The organism is Chryseobacterium sp. SIMBA_028 (genome assembly GCF_046535285.1).
GTDB lineage: Bacteria > Bacteroidota > Bacteroidia > Flavobacteriales > Weeksellaceae > Chryseobacterium.
Window position 1 is genome coordinate 220207 of sequence record NZ_JAWRWZ010000001.1, and the last position, 17423, is coordinate 237629.

Genomic DNA, 17423 nt, shown 5'->3' on the forward strand with positions numbered 1-17423 from the left:
AGGATGAATGACACTGTTTACCTTTATCACTTATGTCAAGATCTTCTTATCCGCCAAACATTCCGAAGCATTCAAAGGACTTTTAACAAAAAAGTTTAATTAAAAGTTTAAAAATGCAAACACACATTCTGGGCTATCCGCGTATTGGTAGCAAAAGAGAACTCAAAAAAGCCTGCGAGCAATATTGGTCAGGCAAGATTGTTTTGGAGGAACTTCTTACGGTGGGAAGAAATATCTGTAACCAAAACTGGAATATTCAGAAAGAAGCAGGAATAGACTTTATTCCCTGTAATGATTTTTCCTACTATGATCAGGTATTGGATATGAGCCTTATCGTAGGAGCTATTCCGACACGTTATCATGAGGTTGCCCTTAAAAGAAACAACTCAGAACTTGATCTTTACTTTGCAATGGCCAGAGGATATCAAAAAGACGGGCTGGATATTACCGCCATGGAAATGACCAAATGGTTTGATACCAATTATCATTATATTGTTCCTGAATTCTATAAAAACCAGCAGTTTAAACTTACTTCAAGTAAAATATTCAATGAATTTGCAGGAGCTAAGCAAGCCGGGATCAATGCCAAACCTGTCATTATCGGATTGGTTTCCTATTTACTTTTAGGAAAGGAAAAAGAAGAGGGATTTGATAAGCTGGATCTTGCCAAAAATATTCTACCTGTCTACATCGAGATTTTATCAAAACTTCAGGAACAGGGTGCAGAATGGATTCAGTTTGACGAACCGTTCCTTTCTCTGGATATTACAGAAAAAGCTAAAGAAACCTATACGGCTGTTTATTCGGAACTTAGAAAGCAATTCCCATCATTAAAATTCATTGTGGCCACTTATTTTGATGGATTAAAAGATAATCTGTCTCTTGCCGTTTCACTTCCTGTACATGTTTTACATATTGATTTGGTAAGAAATCCCGAGCAATTAGAAGAGGTAATCAATTCAATTCCGGAAAGTCTAAGTTTATCACTGGGACTTGTAGATGGAAGAAACATATGGAAAAATGACTATGAGAATTCCTTAGCCTTTATCAATAAAACCGTTGAAAAATTAGGTTCGGAAAGAGTTCTTATTGCCCCATCATGTTCATTGCTCCATTCTCCATGTGATTTAGACTTTGAAACCAGTCTTAATCCTGAAATTAAGGACTGGCTGGCATTTGCCAAGCAAAAGGTAAAAGAAGTTGTCAACCTTAAGGAATTAGCTTCCGGAACAGAAAATCAAGATATTATTAATGATTTTGAGGAAAATAAAAAAGCAGTTTTAAGTAGAAAAACATCTTCTTTAATTCATAATAATATTGTAAAGCAAAGAGCAGAAGCTGTAACGGAAGAAGATTCACAGCGAAAGAATTCATTTCAAATTCGTAGAGAAGAACAGCAAAAAGCATTACAACTGCCATTATTTCCTACCACGACCATTGGATCATTTCCACAAACTGCCGAAGTAAGAAGCTGGAGAGCCAAGTTCAAGAAAGGAGAATTAACCGCAGAGCAATATGATACCTTATTGAAAGAAGAAACCCAGAGAACAATCCGTTGGCAGGAAGAAATCGGAATCGATGTTTTGGTTCATGGGGAATTTGAACGTAATGATATGGTGGAATACTTCGGTGAGCAACTTGAGGGTTTTGTATTTACCAAAAACGGGTGGGTGCAAAGCTATGGAAGCCGATGTGTAAAACCTCCGATCATTTTTGGGGATGTTTCCCGCCCTGCACCCATGACGGTTTACTGGTCACAATATGCACAGTCACAAACCAATCAGTGGGTAAAAGGGATGTTAACAGGACCGGTTACCATTCTGCAGTGGTCTTTTGTACGTGATGACCAACCCCGCTCCGAAACTTGTAAGCAGATTGCCTTGGCTATTCGAGACGAAGTGGTAGATCTTGAAAAAGCAGGAATCAGAATTATTCAAATTGATGAACCAGCTATACGAGAGGGGCTTCCATTAAGAAAAACAGAATGGCAGAATTACCTGAAATGGGCTGTAGAAGCCTTTAGAATCTCGGCAAGTGGAGTAGACGACGCGACCCAGATCCATACGCATATGTGCTATTCGGAATTCAATGATATTATTAAAAATATCGCTGATATGGATGCAGACGTTATTACCATAGAATGTTCCCGCTCCCAAATGGAACTTTTAAATGCATTTGCAGATTTTAAATATCCTAATGAAATAGGTCCTGGAGTCTATGATATTCATTCACCTAGGGTTCCGTCAAAAGAAGAAATGATAGAACTTCTGAAAAAGGCTCAGGATGTAATTCCTGCCCATCAGCTTTGGGTAAATCCGGACTGTGGATTGAAAACAAGACATTGGGAAGAAACTGAAAAGGCTTTAATCGCCATGGTTGCCGCTGCCAAGGAGGCTGCTGTTGAATATTCAATTTAAAAGTAAATTTTCCAATTGTATACCAATCAAAAAGCATCCATCAGGATGCTTTTTGAATTTATTACTTTTAAATATTATAATTTTATATACAATAAGATTTTATGTATCTGAATAACATCATAATAATCAAATCCATTATTATATTCCTCCCATTACATACATGTTTTCCATAGTAGGAACAGCGCTTCCTCCTTCTTTTTCAAGAGTAATGGCAAAAGCCTGTGCATTTGGAATATTAGCCAATGCAATCAAACTGTCTTTATCCTGGCTATACATACCTGCACTTACAGGTTTTCCGTCTGCAATTGCCCAAAGCTGATACTGCATTCCTGTGGGAGCTTTTGGAAGACTTTCTGCACTCAGGTACACTTCTTTTGTTTTTTTGTCCCAGAAAACCATGGCTTTTGCATCCTGGTGTTTCTCCACTCCTTTTAGCATTACCATTTGCATATCAGGATTGGAAAACATAGCCATTTTCTGATTCATTTTCTTCATGGCAAGATCCTGAGACTGTTTCTCAGTCTTCATTTTTGCAATTTCTTTGTGACTTTCAGATTGTTTGCTCACCCAAAAAAGATTGCCTGCAATACTTCCTAAAAATAAAACAGAAGCAGCAATACCTAAGGTTTTCCAGTTATTGTTGGTTTTAATGCTGCTATTTTCTTCCAAAGGTTTAACAACAGGAGCCGGAATAGAAAGGGAAGGTTTTTCCTCTTCCATGCTCTGTTCCTGCTGAATTTTATTCCAAATTTTAGATTTCAAATCACTTGGAGGTGTTACAGCCTGAGCCGTAGCAAGATGTTCCAAAGTTTTTTGCGCTTCTTCAAAAGCAGCTTTTACTTCAGCATTATTCTTCATCACACACTCCAAAATACCCGCTTCCTCTGGAGAAGCATGGCCTAGAATATAAGATTCTATAATTCCGGATGATATGTATTCTTTAGTGTTCAATTTATTGATAGTCTTTTAGCAAATCCTTTAATTTCATCAGTGCGTTCCGCATTTTCGTTTTTACCGTTCCCAGCGGTATCTTCAGTTTTTCGGATATTTCATGTTGGGTATATCCCTGATAATAAGCCATATTGATAAGTTCCTGTTTATCAACCTCAAGGCCTTCAAGCACGTTATTAAATCCAATATAATCGGATGAATCATTGACTGTTGAAAGCTCTGTAGTATTATATACGAAATCCGGAAGGGATTGGTTTTTAAGTTCATTCTGAAATCCTTTCGACTTTAGATAATCTATTGCCGTGTTTCGGGCAATGTTGATCATCCAGGTATAAAATCGTCCTTTAGACACGTCGTATTGATGAATGGAATTCCAAATTTTAACGAAAACATCCTGAATGATTTCTTCCGTATATTCTTTAGACTGAACAATTCGAAAAATTACTCCATACAACGCACCAGAATAGTGGTCATACAGATAATGAAAACCATTTTCGTTTTTTTCTTTTAGTAAAACGATAAGTTCTTCTTCCGAATAGGTTGTTTTAATAGCTTTTATTTTTCCGTCCAAATGTAACAAAATAAAACATATTGACAATAAAATCCAGATCATCTTTTATTTCGTACATGATTATTAGGAAATAATTAAAAAATAGTAAATATGAAAAATATAAATTCAAAAGCAATCTTCATCTTTTGTATTGCTTTATCTACCGGAATATGCAAAGCACAAAACGCTCTTTTTAAAATCACAAATCCCTATTACTCCCATACAGCTCAAAACTCATTGAAAGTAAGCAATGCTGAATGGAAAAAGATTTTAAAGCCTGAACTCTATCAAGTGGCCAGAGAGGGAGCCACAGAAACAGCTTTTACCGGAAAGTATGATGAGTTCGATGAGAGAGGAATGTACTATTGTGCCGTTTGTGGCAATGCTCTTTTCCTTTCTACTTCCAAATTTGCAACAACCTGCGGCTGGCCTTCTTTTTATCAGCCAATCCGTAAAAACAGTGTCAGATATAGAAAAGATACTTCTCATCATATGGAACGGACGGAGGTTCTGTGTGGAAGATGTGATTCCCATCTTGGGCACATGTTTGATGATGGTCCAAAACCTACCGGAAAACGATTCTGTATGAACTCAATCTGTCTTGAATTCGTATCCAATAAAAAATAAAACATTACATATCATATAGTTACAAATAATTTCATTTTTTTACAATCTAAAACAGAACCAACCTCGTAAATGACATTAAAAGCACAATTAACTATAATTAATAAAAAAATTCAACACAATGAACACACAATCAACACTCACAGTTTTAGCAATGGTAGCTTTATCATTTGCTTTTAGCGGGAAGGTAACAGCACAAACGATGAAAGAAAAAACAGTAATGGTAGGAGGGGCTCCTATGTACCCGTCCAAAAATATTATTGAAAACGCTGTAAATTCTAAAGATCACAGGACTCTTGTAGCAGCAGTAAAGGCTGCCGGACTTGTAGAAACATTACAAAGCGCCGGACCTTTTACTGTACTGGCTCCTACCGATGCAGCATTTGCCAAGCTTCCGAAAGGGACCGTAGAAAGCCTTGTAAAGCCTGAAAATAAAGCTACACTGACCACCATACTAACCTACCATGTTCTGCCAGGAAGATATGGCGCTAAAGAAATTTGGGCTGCTATAAAAACCGGAAACGGAAAAAGTATGATGAAAACAGTACAAGGTGAAGAACTTACGTTCTGGACAAAGGGTAAAGACCTATATGTGAAAGACGCTAAAGGAAACAGTGCAAAAGTAACCATCGCTGATGTGAACCAGTCTAACGGAGTGATTCATGTAATAGATACAGTTTTGATGCCTTAATACCCTTGAGATTAAAAACAGCATATCACAATATGCTGTTTTCTCTTCTTACCATTAACCTAACACTAAAAATTAATATTATGAAAAAAACAATTCATGTTTCTAATCAGGGGGCAACTCTTGATACAAGCAGAAGAAACTTTTTAAAATTGAGTGGAGTAGGATTGGCTATTGCCGGTCTTACCTTAGTAGGATGTGATGATAACGATGATTTTCAGATTATAAATGATGAAATCTATGATTTGGGAACCGGTGATGTAGGCATATTAAACTATGCATATGCTCTTGAACAGCTGGAAGCAGACTTTTATACAAAAGTGGTCAATAATTTTTATACCGGTATTTCCAGTATTGAAAAAGAAGTGTTTACTGATCTTTATCATCATGAAGTCATCCATCGAGACTTTTTCAAGGCAGCCATTAGCGGTGCTACAAATCACGTGCTGCCTAAGCTTGAATTTCAGTATCCTAATGTAAATTTTAATGATCGAAACTCGGTACTCGCTACAGCAAAAGCATTGGAAGATACAGGGGTAGCAGCATACAATGGCGCTGGGAAATACATTTCAAACCCTGCATACCTTGTCATCGCCGGTAAAATAGTTTCAGTAGAGGCCAGACATGCTTCAGCTATTAGAAATTTAATCAATCCCGGATCTGCTGATTTTTCAGGAGATGATGTTATAGATGCTAATGGGCTAGATCTTGCTAAAGAGCCAAAAGATATCGTAATGGCTGCCGGTGGGTTTATAAAAACACGCTTTACCTGGAAAGAAAGAGGCATAAATTAATCATTCACCCTTAAAAATTACATTATGAACATTCTTAGATTACTAGATAAGCTTTCTCATGATAAATTCTTTACCACAGAAGCTTCAAGACTGGAAACGATTACGGATCTATCATTATTCGGGAAAAAAGCAGCAATAGCAGCTGTACCACTTGGGTTAGGGAGTCTAATGGCAACTACCAAAGCTGAAACAACAAAGATGAATGTAAGCGGAGCTGCCTTAAAAAGTACCTTAACTGATGCCCTACAACTAGCATTGGTATTGGAATACCTCGAAAATGAGTATTACAGCATAGGATTATCTACAGCAGGACTGATCCCTAATGCGGACAGAGCAGTATTTATGCAGATTTCAAAACATGAATCAGCCCATGTCAGTTTTCTGAAAAGTACCCTTACCTCTTTAGGGACAACACCAGGTGCTAAGCCCACTTTTGATTTTACAGCTAATGGAAATTTTGCTCCTTTTACTGATTATAGCCAATTTCTTGTATTGGCTCAGGCTTTTGAAGATACAGGGGTAAGGGCTTATAAGGGACAGGCTGGAAATGTAATGTCCAATAAGGTTGTCCTGCAGGCAGCTTTACAAATTCACTCTGTAGAAGCAAGACATGCTTCACAAGTGAGAAGAATGAGAGCCAATAAAGGTTGGATTGAGCTTGCCAATGGAGGAAATATGCCATCAGCAACCAATCCTGTTTATGCAGGAGAAGACAATATTAACCAGGCAGGTTACAATACAAGTACCCTATTTGGAGCAGCGGCCGGTTCTGCTGCATATGATGAAATATTAAGTGGCAGCGATGCACAGACGATTGCGTCTCTGTTTATAGTATAGTTCATTATGTTTAATAGAGGTTTTACTGAAAACCTCATGATCAAGTTTTCCACCGCTCTTTTCAGAGCGGTTTTTATTTTTCACAGAGATGCCTATACAATTTTAGAAATCAATTAATTATACTACAAGATAGTTCTGGAAAAGAAGCAATATCAAAAATCAATAAAGCAACAATGTTGCATTAAAGAATTTAATTATATAGCTTTGCCAGATTATTAAAGTATATACACATGAAGAAAACTATGTTTTTTTTGATGGGGAGTTCTCTTATTTATTGCCCTTCTATTTTAAAAGCACAAAAAAAAGATCCGGAAAAAAAAGTAATAAAAGACATTGAGTCTGTTCAGGTACAGGGGAAATTGAATCACAATTCGGTAAATATTTCCAGAAAGACGCTGGATTTTATTCAGTCTAATACGCTTGGTGAAACATTGAGCAAAATCCCCGGTATTCAAAATTCAGGGTATGGGCCTCATTCGGGGGCTCCCGTCATTCGAAGCTTAAGTGGAAACAGGGTAAGGATATTGGAAAACGGAACCGCAGTAAATGACCTTTCAGGAATAAGCCCAGACTTCAATACAGATATAGGAATGGGTAACGTACAAAGTATCAATATTTACAAAAACTCTGCTTCAGTCTTGTATGGTGGAAAAGCGATTGGAGGAGCTATTGATATTGAAACAGATTATGTAGCCCGACAATTACCGTCAAAAAACTTAAACTTCCGTGCCCTTCTTGAAGGAGGAAGCAATAGCGGGCAGAAACAGGCATTTTCAGCCAGAGGCACCCTTGCTAAAAACTGGGTATGGACGGTAGGAGCAGCCAACCAGAAGCAGGAAATTGTCAGAATTCCCGGAAAATCAAAAGACAGCAGATGCTATGATCCAGACCTTATGGGCTTCAACAGTATTTTGCAGTCCTTGTGCCAGGTAGATGTTGATTCAAGACGGGTATTGAACAAAAGTCTTTTTCCTTACATCAGCCAGTTTGCCAAAGATCATATGATAGACTATGAATTGTCCGAAGATGATCTTTATACCTTCAGTCCAACCTATTATAATCCTTCAGATGGGAAGCATTATCCTAATCCCAAAAATGACCAATACGTTTCCGGACAAGATCCCGTAAAAGACCGTTACAGAAGCGAGGTCAACAGTATCAGGGATTATGTACAGACAAAAGACGGAGTCATTCCCAATAGTCATTCAGAAAGCAATTCATTTTATGTAGGTACAAGTTATATAGGAAAATCATTTTATGCAGGAGGAGCTTACCAAAATTCATATTCATACTTTGGAGTGCCCGGCTATGCCCTTGCTAAAATGCCGGAACATTCTCATGGTAAGCCTCAGCAGAAAATAGAATACCTGCCAATTAATGTAAGAAGTTTATCTCATAAAGCCATGTTCGAATCTGTATATAGATTCAACAATTTTCCAATTGCCAGTATAAAGCTTAATTATATGGGAGTATTTTCAAGCAATGCAGAACTTCTTGATCGTTATCGCGCCAATCAGTTTAAGGTGAACCAGCATAATGGCCGACTGGAAATTGCACAAAAGAAATTAAAGTTTCTCACCGGAACTACAGGACTTGAAGTGCAATACAGAGGCATGGAAGGCACCGGAACTCAAAGATACCTACCTAGCAATATCAGCCGTGAAATAGGAATATTTACCATGCAGCATCTTGATTTTAACAGTATCGAATTTGATTTAGGATATAGAAATGATCATGTGCAACGCAGAGCTGATGCAGATCAAAAATATGTTCGAAGTCGAGGGCTTTCCGGTGGAAAACTTTCTGACCGAGACTTTACACTCAATCAATTCCATGTTGCTTCTCAATGGAATATCTTTAAAAAAGCTTACCTGAAAGTACAATATAATTATTCTGAAAGGGCTCCGGAAATCAATGAGTTGTATGCAGGAAACAATCATTTTGCAATCCTGACAGAAGAAAACGGCGATGACAGTCTGGATAAAGAAACGGCAAAAACATTTGAAATCGGAGGAGGAATTAATCTAAAGAATATCCGATTATCAGCCAATTGGTATCACACATCTTATAAAAACTATATTTATCTTGCTCATACCGGAATTTCCAGAGAAGTTTTCTTAGTAAAAGAATGGCGTTCTGACAATACTGAAATCAACGGAATTGAAGCAGAAGCAGCTTACAAGGCAGATCTTCAAAAATTTGGAAAGTGGGAAATAGGAGGGTATTATGATTTGGTAAGAAACATCAGCACCGCTGACAGCTCTATAAGAAAATGGAGTGACGGAGATTATATGCCCAATATGCCAACCAGCCGTTTTGGATTCAATCTTACCGGAACTGTACAAAAACTAAGCATCAATGTTGCTCTGGATCATTATTTAGAGCAAAAGTATCTGGGAAAAAACATCAATCCGGAACTTCCAATGCCTGCATTTTCACTTCTAAATGCCCGTATTGCCTATAAAGACAACAGTCTGAATATAGGTGAACTGGAGTATTATATTGTAGGAAATAATCTGCTAAACTCAGAAGCAAGGCTTCAGAATTCACAATTAAAATTTATTAGCCCTTTACCTGGAATTAATATTTCGGTGGGTGTGAAAGTAACCATATAAAATAAACCGCTGTTATAATCTCTATAACAGCGGTTTATTATTCAATAATTATAGATTCCAATAATATATAACATGAAGAAAACAAATCGGTTAACATATTCAATTTAACATAATATAAATTATAGGATTATTATAATTTACCGAAAATAGAATATTATCCTATCCAATGTCCCTATGTGTTCGGTTTTCCACTCAGATATTCCTTTACAACATCTAGAAATTCTTCTTGGGTCATAAATCTATCCAGAAACTCATCAAGACTTCCTTCGTTTTCAATCTCGTCAAAATACATTTCATGGTCTGTACTATAAACTGTCGGATTAGATGGCTCAGAATCTCCTGTACAAATAAAAAAATGATCCGGATATCCGTATGAGTAAAATATGCAGATAAAATCCGGCTTAGAAACTTTTACAACTTTCTGCACGATATCTTCTTCAATAAGTCCGTCAAATTCCTCCTGATCGTTCGTCCCTTCCTTAAAGGGCGTAAAAAACCAATCTCTGAAAAAATACTGCCCGTACGGCAGTTCATGATCAGAAAAATAATGCTTCAATAAATCCTCATAAAATTTCTTCTCATCATTTATATACAGTTCCTTGTGCCTGCTATAGAATTCATCAATCCCATAAACGTCCCAGTCTTTATCATATAGATAATGCGTAAAGCTGATGCTCTGCCAATTTTCAGCAAAATTTTTATCTACACTCACAGCATCTGTATTTCCTCCTAAATTATTGATTTTATGTATGATATTCTCGTTCATAGTCTTGTTTTCTCTATAATTACCCTTTACCTATCATGCCGCCATTCCAAAGATGATCTGTTATTTCCTCCATGCTATACTCAGAATAATTCCCGTCTTTATCTTTATGAGACTGAAATAACCTGATATGATATCCTTTACAGTTTAGCTTCAAAAATGCTGAATAATAGCCGCTTCCAAAGCATATATAACTGTAAAACTGTGCTTTAAATGATTGATCGTCCGGATCAGGAGTTTCAAAAGTATGTACGCGTCTTACAATTTCTGCCAATTCATCTTTTGTGATCGCGTTCACGATCTGAGGATCAGGTAAACTGATATCAAAAGCCAGATTCTCAGCCCCATCACCTTCCCACCATTCCCACAGATTAAATTGAGACATATCTTTCCCTGTCATGTGATGAAGCCGGTCTTCCAATAGCTTATATTGGCTATTATCCTCATCACCCTCTTCATCACATTGGTCAGTATATTCTAAAATAAGTCTCAAAACTTCAGGATATCGATTTTCTGCGGTTTCCATATCCGGCTCTATTTCAACTCTTAACGTCCTCATTAAATGTACAGGTTTTTCAATATATTATGTTAAATTCAATTGGTAATAATTACGTTCTTGCTTTTAATTACCATCTTTTTGTTGTGCTCATTAAAAATACAAAATCTTGCCACATGGCAATTTCTATTGTTGAGAAAGGCTGTAATTTTATCCTAACCAAAAAAATAATTATATGAAACCTAAAATGATTTGGGCGAATTTGGCAGTGGCCAACTTAGAGCGTACACAGAAGTTTTATACAGAATTAGGATTTAAGCCCAATAATCCGAACAGTTCTAATGAATTGGTAAGTTTTTTCGTAGGTGAAAAAGATTTCATTATTCATTTTTTCCTAAAAAATATACTGGAAGCCAATGTAAAGAATGTCAAGTTTGGTGATTCTCAAAATGCCAATGAAATTATATTCACCCTATCAGCAGAAAGCAAGGAACAAACAGATCTATGGGCTGAGGAAGTTGAAAAAGCCGGCGGAAAGATCATCTCCCCTCCCGAAAGCTTTGGAGACAACTATTACGGCTTTGTCTTTGCTGATCCGGACGGACATAAATTTAATGTATTTCATATGTAAACATCTCAAATACCGGTTATTGTTCTAAAAACAAAAAAACCAATTTACCGCACTAATTATCAATAAGATAGCATAGGTACTGAATGAAAAAAGGGTGCTTATTTGAGCTTCTAATAGCTTTTCTGTAAAAATGGCTTATGATTGAGTTTTTCTGCCGTTTTTTAGACTTAGCCTTGCCATATTACTTATTAATTCCAAGGCTATTATATAGCTGTACCTGCCATATTCCCAATATCTCTTTAAGCATGACAAAAGTAAATGCCGCATTATAGCTGTTAGGAAATATTGTGATTTCAGTATCGATAAAGTCTGATGCCTGTGGAATAGGTTGTAATCCAAACGTCTCAAACAATGCTACAGATCTTTTCATATGAAAACCGGAAGTCACCAAATATAGACTGTAAGACCCCATCTTGCTTAAGATCTGGTTAGAAAATTTTGCATTCTGATAGGTATTCATACTTTGATCTTCTTTAATAATATCAGCATCTGCTACCCCCATCTTTTTAAAATTTTCGCTGAAAAGCTCTGCCTCACTTTTATGCCCTCTTCCTTTTCCAGAGATTAATATTGTACAAGGCTGGTTATTTTTCTTAAACTCATGATACAGTTGATAAGCTGTTACCATTCTGGAATAAGACATTGTATGCAGGGTTTCTGTTTTATCAATATCCACAATCCCGCCACCCAACACTACAATAACAGGATGTTGAGAAGCTGAATGCTTAACCTTAACCGTTTTGAGGTAATTTTTCTGCAGATATCCTGACGTGATTTTACCCAAAAAACCATTTCCTATCATGATGATGATGACCACTACTGATATACAGATTCCTGTTCTCAGGTTTTTGCGTTTATTTTTTCTTTTCAGCAAAAATAGGATCACTCCCGCAAGAAATAATAAGAAATAAGGTTCTGTAAAAAGCTGAAAAATACGGAATAAAAGGTCTAGTAAAAATTTCATCATCGGATACTATTGATTAATGTATAGAAAACATTGGATTTCCAAAGATATAATAATTTTCTCACTACATCCTTTCCGCATACGCTTCACAGCTCAGTCTGAAAGGCAAAGGTTTTCGGCTGTACAGATAGAGAAAATAAAAATGATACTTTATCGAGAACCGAAGTTTATAAAAATAATAGATAGGTTTCGGCGGCCTCTGGCCGCCGAAACCTTCTCTCTCCTTCATCTGGCAGCCTCGCCTGCCCTTTCTTGCAATTCTAAATGTAACTGCATTAACTTTAAAAACTTATATTTATAGTAAATCCAAGAGACAAAACCCAGCTGCCGAAAGTAGCCAGCCAAGCATCCGCTTTATCAGGCAAGTTCAACTTCCCTCTCCTTGCCTCCTGAAATTCAGCACTATCTACTTTAAAACTTTGCGTTAAAAAACACAAGTCAATTAATCAAAATAATCTCCCGCAGACCTTACAGATGAAGCATACTAAAATTAACCATGAAAATCAGTCCATCCGCTCAATCTGCGGGAGTAAAAAGAATACAGTCTCAGGTTTACACTAACGAATCATCTCGCCCACCTTCATTTTTCTCAAAATAATCTGATTCCTGCTTACAATCACCGCCACATGATCTCCCGCCTCAAAACCACATTCCTGCACCCACTTTCCGGCAATTCGGATTTCAGGAAACAAAACATGCCTGTTGTAAGATCTTAGAAAAAACTTATGGGAAACCGTAAGGTTACGATTGTGAAACAATTTATATTTGTTCCTGAGACTGATCTTCTTTCTCATCATCTGGTGTTTTATATTGCAAATCAAAGAAGATTATACAGGATAAATCAGTTTTTAAAAGAATACTTTATCTGGAATACGGGATATTTTATTTTGAACTGAGGATATTCTAGAATTTTATTTATTTTGAACAGGAGCTTTATTTTTATATCTTAAAACTTTATATTTGTTATTATGATTGACACAGATATGCAGAGTAAAAAAATACACCAAGGCCGTAACATCAAACGTTTCCGTGAAATGCTAGGCATCAAACAGGAAGCCATGGCTTTTGAACTGGGTGACGACTGGAACCAGAAGAAAGTTTCTCTTCTAGAACAAAAAGAAACGGTAGAATCCGATGTTCTGGCTCAGGTAGCAAAAATTCTGAAAGTGCCGGCGGAAGCAATTGAGAATTTTGATGAGGAACAGGCTATTAATATAATCGCTAATACTTTCAATAACCATGATCACTCTTCACCTCAATTCGCTAGTGTGATTAATAATTCTCCAAATTTTCACCCTCTTGATAAAATGGTGGAGCTTTATGAGCGTATGCTTCAGCAGCAGAAGGAGATGATTGAGAAATTGGAAAGGTTATTAGAAAAGAAAATATAATGCATCTATCTATATTTTAAAATAAGTATGCCATAAGAACTATTGAAATATAAATATGACTAATAACCCTTCTATTTTTTCTGCAAGTGAGCCTAATTTAGGCTACCTATATCAAATTAGATATGGATTAATGCTTATTATATCTGAACCTAATGATGAGGCGAAACTATTAATTGAAAAAATTGATGACATTAGTATTGATTCTCTTAATTCTTTAGATGTCTATCAAACTAAATTCCATGTTAATTCTGTAGCTAACCTTACAAATGCTAGTGTTGATTTATGGAAAACAATAAGAGTTTGGAGCGAAGGAATTAAGAACGGTAGTTTTAATATAGATAACTCTATTTTTAATCTTGTAACAACTGCTACAGCATCTAATGGTACAATTCCTTTTAAATTAAAACAAGGAACACAATCCATTCGCGATGTAGATAAGATAGTAGATGATCTCTCCCAGATTGCAAGAACATCTACTAATACAATTAATTCTAAGGCTTATACCTCATTCTTAAGTTTAACTGTAGAGCAACAAAAAGGATTAGTTGAAAAAATAATTGTTACAGATGCTTCAGTTGATATTAACGAAGCTAAAACTAAAATTCTTCACGAATTAAGAAATTCTACATTAAAAAAAGATGCTCTTTATGAAAGACTAGAGGGCTGGTTCTTAAGTGAAGTTATTTTACAATTACAAAATCTAAGGGCTGAAATTACAGCTAAAGAAGTTAGATTAAAAGTCATTGATGTAGCAGACACATTAAAATTTGATAATCTGCCTAATGATTTTGATGCTTCAATTACTGCTGATGCAAATCAATTAAATATATACAGAGGTTTTACATTCGTAAAACAATTGGAGTTGGTAACAGTAAATCCAAGATCAATAAATCATGCCATTAGTGATTATCATCGAGCTTTTAGCCAAAAATCTAAATGGCTCCGAGAAGGACTTATTAATCCCACCGATGATATAATTTATGAAAACAAGTTAAAAGAAGATTGGGATAAAAAGTTTTCTATTATAATAAATCCAGCAGATGATGAAGAAACACAAAAGCGTGTTGGAAAAATTTTTTATGAATCACACTATGTAAATCAATGCCCACAAATTTTTATTAAAGACCGTTTTAGAGAAAATTATATGATAACAGGTTGTTGCCATATGATCTCTGATAAAAAAGAAATAGGTTGGCATCCTAATTTTGAAAATAAGATAAATTAATATGAATTTACCAAAATGGGAAAACAGACCGGAAGTAACAGCTCATCTTGTCAATCCTGCATTTTGTAGTGAAATAGTACGAGAATGTATTAAGGCATATAAAAATGAAAAAAAAGAAAACCTACCTTTTTCACTATCTGTACTCATTTTACCAATTATTTTAACAAGTAAAATTCGAGAAAGGTTACCAAAGACAAAAGCAACTACTATTCATAGTTGGATAAACGGAAACGAAGATTTAAAGATAGGATTTGCTTTACATGTTAATAGCTATCTACCCTTTTCAAGAGAAGCAATAATGTTTGGAATTGCTCATGATTCATTAAGTATTGATGAGGACGGCAATATAGATATAAGAGAAAGAAGAAAGAAACTTAAACAAGATAACGATGAAGTCAAAAGTTGTATAACCAAAGCTGTTCTACTTGGTAAATTATTTTCTAAATCTGGTACACCAATAACAATATATTCCATGTTTGGAATTAAGCCATAAAATATTTTTCATGCAAATAAAAAGTTTAATTTTTTACAATAGGCAAGGAGATAAAAGAACCCTTTCTTTTGAACTTGGCAAAGTAAATATCATTACAGGAGAATCTAAAACTGGAAAAACAGCGATTATAGATATTATAAATTATTGTCTATGTAGTGATGATTGTAGAATTTCTGAAGGTATTATTAGAGATACAGTTGAATGGTTTGGTATTTTACTACAACTTGATGCGGAACAAGTGTTCATTGCTAGACAAAATCCTAATAGGCTAAACCAGGCTTCTACCCAATATATTCATTTTGAAAATGCTGATACTATAGAAATTCCTGAATTATCAGAACTTAATAATAATTCAGATATTAATACTCTGAAAGATTTTTTAACAAAGAAATTATTTATAGCTGAATTTACAAACGTCCCTGATTCAGGGACAAGAGCTCCCCTAACAGTAAATTTTAAACACAGTAGATATTATTCCTATCAGCCCCAAGATTTAATTGCTCAACGAAATTATTTGTTTTATAATCAATCAGATCCTTATATTGCTCAATCTATAAAAGATACACTCCCATATTTTTTAGGTGTTTTAAGAGAGGATACTTATCGTTTAGAACAAGAAATTTCTGCAAAAAAACGTGAATTAGCAAAATGTGAAAAAGAACTAAAAGAGTATGAACGCCTTAAACAGGATGGTGGTAAAAAAATCTTTGAATTTGTTGAAGAAGCAAAACAACTAAATTTACTTCCTGTAAATCAGCAAACAGGAAGTGAGTCTTCAGCATTAGCTGCTTTAAGAGAAGTTTTGAATTGGGAAACAACATTTAATGAAACAACAGAAGGCGAAAATGAGAATTTGAAAAAACTAATTGAAGAAAAAAATGAATTAATAAAAGAATTGGGTAGAATAAATGATGATGTAAAAGCTGTAAAAATATTCATCAACCAATCTTCTGATTATTCTAATGAGGCCACACAACAAAAAGTGAGACTGGAATCTATTCAATTATTTGGCAAAACTCAAGCAGAATTACATAATTGTCCCTTATGTAGTCAAACAATCGATACAACAATACTTTCAATTGAAGCAATTAATCGATCACTTTCTCAAATTTCGGAGAACCTAACAACCACAATCCAAGAACGTCCAAAACTTGGAAGCTATATAGAAAAATTAACCTCAAATCAAGATGATTTAAAAAAACAAATCGAGCTAAAGCAAAATAGTATTAAAGCAATATATACTGAACAGGAACAAGCTGGGAGGCTAAAAGACCTAAACCTGAGGCGGGGTAAAGCCATTGGCAAAATTTCATTATTCCTTGAAAGTTTTCATCTAGTTGAAGAAGATAAAACATTGCATGATAAAATTCAATTGTTGAAAGCAAAACTTTCAGAATTAGAACTACAAATTGGTTCTGAAGAAAAAGAAAGCCGTTTAAATGCTGTCTTAAACCATATTAATACACAAATGACAAATTGGGCAGCAAATTTAGATATTGAACATCAAAATTCTCCAATACGTTTTGATATAAAGAAACTAACTATATTTATTGATACTCTTGATAGGTCTATTCCTTTAAGTAACATGGGTAGTGGTGCCAATTGGCTTGCAGCCCATTTATTAATTCACTTTGCTTTGCATCAATATTTTGTGAAAACTAACAGACCAGTACCTAGATTCCTTGTACTAGACCAACCATCACAAATATATTTTCCACCAGAAAAAGATATAAATCAAACAGGTGAAATTAATGAGAGTTCTGATGAAGCTGCTGTTAGGCAGATGTATGACTTCATTTTCAATGTAACTGAATCACTATCTCCCTCTTTTCAAGTAATTATAACTGACCATGCTAAGTTAAAAACAGAACAATTTGAAACTGCAATTATTGAAGAGTGGAGAAATGGATTAAAGTTAATACCAATAGATTGGATCCAAAATTAGTCCTGTAAAAATATTACAAAAATTTAAAGAAAGTTTTTA

The 17423-nt window shown here is 35.3% G+C and carries 17 protein-coding genes; 11 read left to right on the plus strand and 6 right to left on the minus strand.

From position 1 onward, the window contains the following. Positions 1–113 precede the first annotated feature (113 nt). A complete protein-coding gene (gene metE, locus SCA31_RS01015) occupies positions 114–2417 on the plus strand; it encodes a 5-methyltetrahydropteroyltriglutamate--homocysteine S-methyltransferase (RefSeq protein WP_410694944.1) in 2304 nt (767 codons plus the stop codon). Between the two features lie 138 nt (positions 2418–2555). Here metE and SCA31_RS01020 read toward each other — a convergent pair whose 3' ends face one another. Further along, positions 2556–3368 (minus strand): anti-sigma factor domain-containing protein, encoded by an 813-nt coding sequence (locus tag SCA31_RS01020; RefSeq protein WP_410694945.1) that lies wholly within the window; start codon positions 3366–3368, stop codon positions 2556–2558. Position 3369: 1 nt separating this feature from the next. After that, positions 3370–3981 (minus strand): RNA polymerase sigma factor, encoded by a 612-nt coding sequence (locus tag SCA31_RS01025; protein ID WP_410694947.1) that lies wholly within the window; start codon positions 3979–3981, stop codon positions 3370–3372. 48 nt (positions 3982–4029) lie between these two features. On the opposite strand from SCA31_RS01025, the gene msrB reads away from it, so the two are divergent. From msrB to SCA31_RS01050, 5 genes are all read left to right on the plus strand, one after another. Continuing rightward, a complete protein-coding gene (gene msrB / locus SCA31_RS01030; RefSeq protein ID WP_410694948.1) occupies positions 4030–4545 on the plus strand; it encodes a peptide-methionine (R)-S-oxide reductase MsrB in 516 nt (171 codons plus the stop codon). 118 nt (positions 4546–4663) lie between these two features. After that, the gene (locus SCA31_RS01035; RefSeq protein WP_410694950.1) at positions 4664–5233 is read left to right on the plus strand and encodes a fasciclin domain-containing protein; all 570 of its coding nucleotides are present in this window, start codon (positions 4664–4666) and stop codon (positions 5231–5233) included. Between the two features lie 80 nt (positions 5234–5313). Next, positions 5314–6024 carry a ferritin-like domain-containing protein gene (locus tag SCA31_RS01040; protein ID WP_410694951.1) on the plus strand — a complete coding sequence of 237 codons (711 nt, stop codon included), beginning with the start codon at positions 5314–5316 and terminating at the stop codon, positions 6022–6024. A 24-nt stretch (positions 6025–6048) separates the two neighbouring features. Beyond that, on the plus strand, positions 6049–6861 hold the full coding sequence (locus tag SCA31_RS01045) for a ferritin-like domain-containing protein (RefSeq protein WP_410694953.1): 813 nt from the start codon (positions 6049–6051) through the stop codon (positions 6859–6861). 230 nt (positions 6862–7091) lie between these two features. After that, positions 7092–9476, plus strand: coding sequence for a TonB-dependent receptor (locus SCA31_RS01050; RefSeq protein ID WP_410694954.1), 2385 nt, complete (start codon positions 7092–7094; stop codon positions 9474–9476). 172 nt (positions 9477–9648) lie between these two features. Here the strand turns inward: SCA31_RS01050 and SCA31_RS01055 are convergent, their stop codons facing one another. Both SCA31_RS01055 and SCA31_RS01060 read right to left on the minus strand, forming a co-directional pair. Beyond that, entirely contained in the window at positions 9649–10242 is a 594-nt protein-coding gene (locus tag SCA31_RS01055; RefSeq protein WP_410694956.1) for a hypothetical protein, read from the minus strand. A gap of 19 nt (positions 10243–10261) precedes the next feature. Continuing rightward, complete coding sequence (locus SCA31_RS01060; RefSeq protein WP_410694958.1) at positions 10262–10798, minus strand: hypothetical protein; 537 nt, start codon at positions 10796–10798, stop codon at positions 10262–10264. A gap of 172 nt (positions 10799–10970) precedes the next feature. Here SCA31_RS01060 and SCA31_RS01065 point away from each other — a divergent pair, with 172 nt between their 5' ends. Further along, complete coding sequence (locus SCA31_RS01065; protein WP_410694960.1) at positions 10971–11366, plus strand: VOC family protein; 396 nt, start codon at positions 10971–10973, stop codon at positions 11364–11366. Positions 11367–11547: 181 nt separating this feature from the next. On the opposite strand, the gene SCA31_RS01070 is transcribed toward SCA31_RS01065, so the two are convergent. Further along, entirely contained in the window at positions 11548–12330 is a 783-nt protein-coding gene (locus SCA31_RS01070) for a YdcF family protein (protein WP_410694962.1), read from the minus strand. Between the two features lie 557 nt (positions 12331–12887). Then, positions 12888–13124: a SymE family type I addiction module toxin gene (locus SCA31_RS01075; protein ID WP_410694963.1), complete on the minus strand. Its 237-nt coding sequence runs from the start codon at positions 13122–13124 to the stop codon at positions 12888–12890. Between the two features lie 174 nt (positions 13125–13298). On the opposite strand from SCA31_RS01075, the gene SCA31_RS01080 reads away from it, so the two are divergent. From SCA31_RS01080 to SCA31_RS01095, 4 genes are read left to right on the plus strand one after another with little or no spacing between them, the layout of a single operon-like run. After that, the gene (locus SCA31_RS01080; protein ID WP_410694964.1) at positions 13299–13721 is read left to right on the plus strand and encodes an XRE family transcriptional regulator; all 423 of its coding nucleotides are present in this window, start codon (positions 13299–13301) and stop codon (positions 13719–13721) included. A 55-nt stretch (positions 13722–13776) separates the two neighbouring features. Beyond that, on the plus strand, positions 13777–14946 hold the full coding sequence (locus tag SCA31_RS01085; protein ID WP_410694965.1) for an ABC-three component system protein: 1170 nt from the start codon (positions 13777–13779) through the stop codon (positions 14944–14946). 1 nt (position 14947) lies between these two features. Then, a complete protein-coding gene (locus tag SCA31_RS01090; protein WP_410694966.1) occupies positions 14948–15439 on the plus strand; it encodes a three component ABC system middle component in 492 nt (163 codons plus the stop codon). Positions 15440–15449: 10 nt separating this feature from the next. After that, entirely contained in the window at positions 15450–17384 is a 1935-nt protein-coding gene (locus tag SCA31_RS01095) for a DUF3732 domain-containing protein (protein ID WP_410694968.1), read from the plus strand. The last annotated feature ends 39 nt before the right edge of the window (positions 17385–17423 follow it).

Bases quoted from the DNA above. Each gene is read 5' to 3' on its own strand.
- SCA31_RS01095 (WP_410694968.1), top strand. From the start codon at position 15,450: ATGCAAATAAAAAGTTTAATTTTTTACAATAGGCAAGGAGATAAAAGA.
- SCA31_RS01085 (WP_410694965.1), top strand. From the start codon at position 13,777: ATGACTAATAACCCTTCTATTTTTTCTGCAAGTGAGCCTAATTTAGGC.
- SCA31_RS01070 (WP_410694962.1), bottom strand. From the start codon at position 12,330: ATGAAATTTTTACTAGACCTTTTATTCCGTATTTTTCAGCTTTTTACA.
- SCA31_RS01040 (WP_410694951.1), top strand. From the start codon at position 5,314: ATGAAAAAAACAATTCATGTTTCTAATCAGGGGGCAACTCTTGATACA.
- SCA31_RS01060 (WP_410694958.1), bottom strand. From the start codon at position 10,798: ATGAGGACGTTAAGAGTTGAAATAGAGCCGGATATGGAAACCGCAGAA.
- SCA31_RS01055 (WP_410694956.1), bottom strand. From the start codon at position 10,242: ATGAACGAGAATATCATACATAAAATCAATAATTTAGGAGGAAATACA.
- SCA31_RS01025 (WP_410694947.1), bottom strand. From the start codon at position 3,981: ATGATCTGGATTTTATTGTCAATATGTTTTATTTTGTTACATTTGGAC.
- SCA31_RS01050 (WP_410694954.1), top strand. From the start codon at position 7,092: ATGAAGAAAACTATGTTTTTTTTGATGGGGAGTTCTCTTATTTATTGC.
- metE (WP_410694944.1), top strand. From the start codon at position 114: ATGCAAACACACATTCTGGGCTATCCGCGTATTGGTAGCAAAAGAGAA.
- SCA31_RS01065 (WP_410694960.1), top strand. From the start codon at position 10,971: ATGAAACCTAAAATGATTTGGGCGAATTTGGCAGTGGCCAACTTAGAG.
- SCA31_RS01080 (WP_410694964.1), top strand. From the start codon at position 13,299: ATGATTGACACAGATATGCAGAGTAAAAAAATACACCAAGGCCGTAAC.
- SCA31_RS01045 (WP_410694953.1), top strand. From the start codon at position 6,049: ATGAACATTCTTAGATTACTAGATAAGCTTTCTCATGATAAATTCTTT.
- SCA31_RS01035 (WP_410694950.1), top strand. From the start codon at position 4,664: ATGAACACACAATCAACACTCACAGTTTTAGCAATGGTAGCTTTATCA.
- SCA31_RS01075 (WP_410694963.1), bottom strand. From the start codon at position 13,124: ATGAGAAAGAAGATCAGTCTCAGGAACAAATATAAATTGTTTCACAAT.
- SCA31_RS01090 (WP_410694966.1), top strand. From the start codon at position 14,948: ATGAATTTACCAAAATGGGAAAACAGACCGGAAGTAACAGCTCATCTT.
- msrB (WP_410694948.1), top strand. From the start codon at position 4,030: ATGAAAAATATAAATTCAAAAGCAATCTTCATCTTTTGTATTGCTTTA.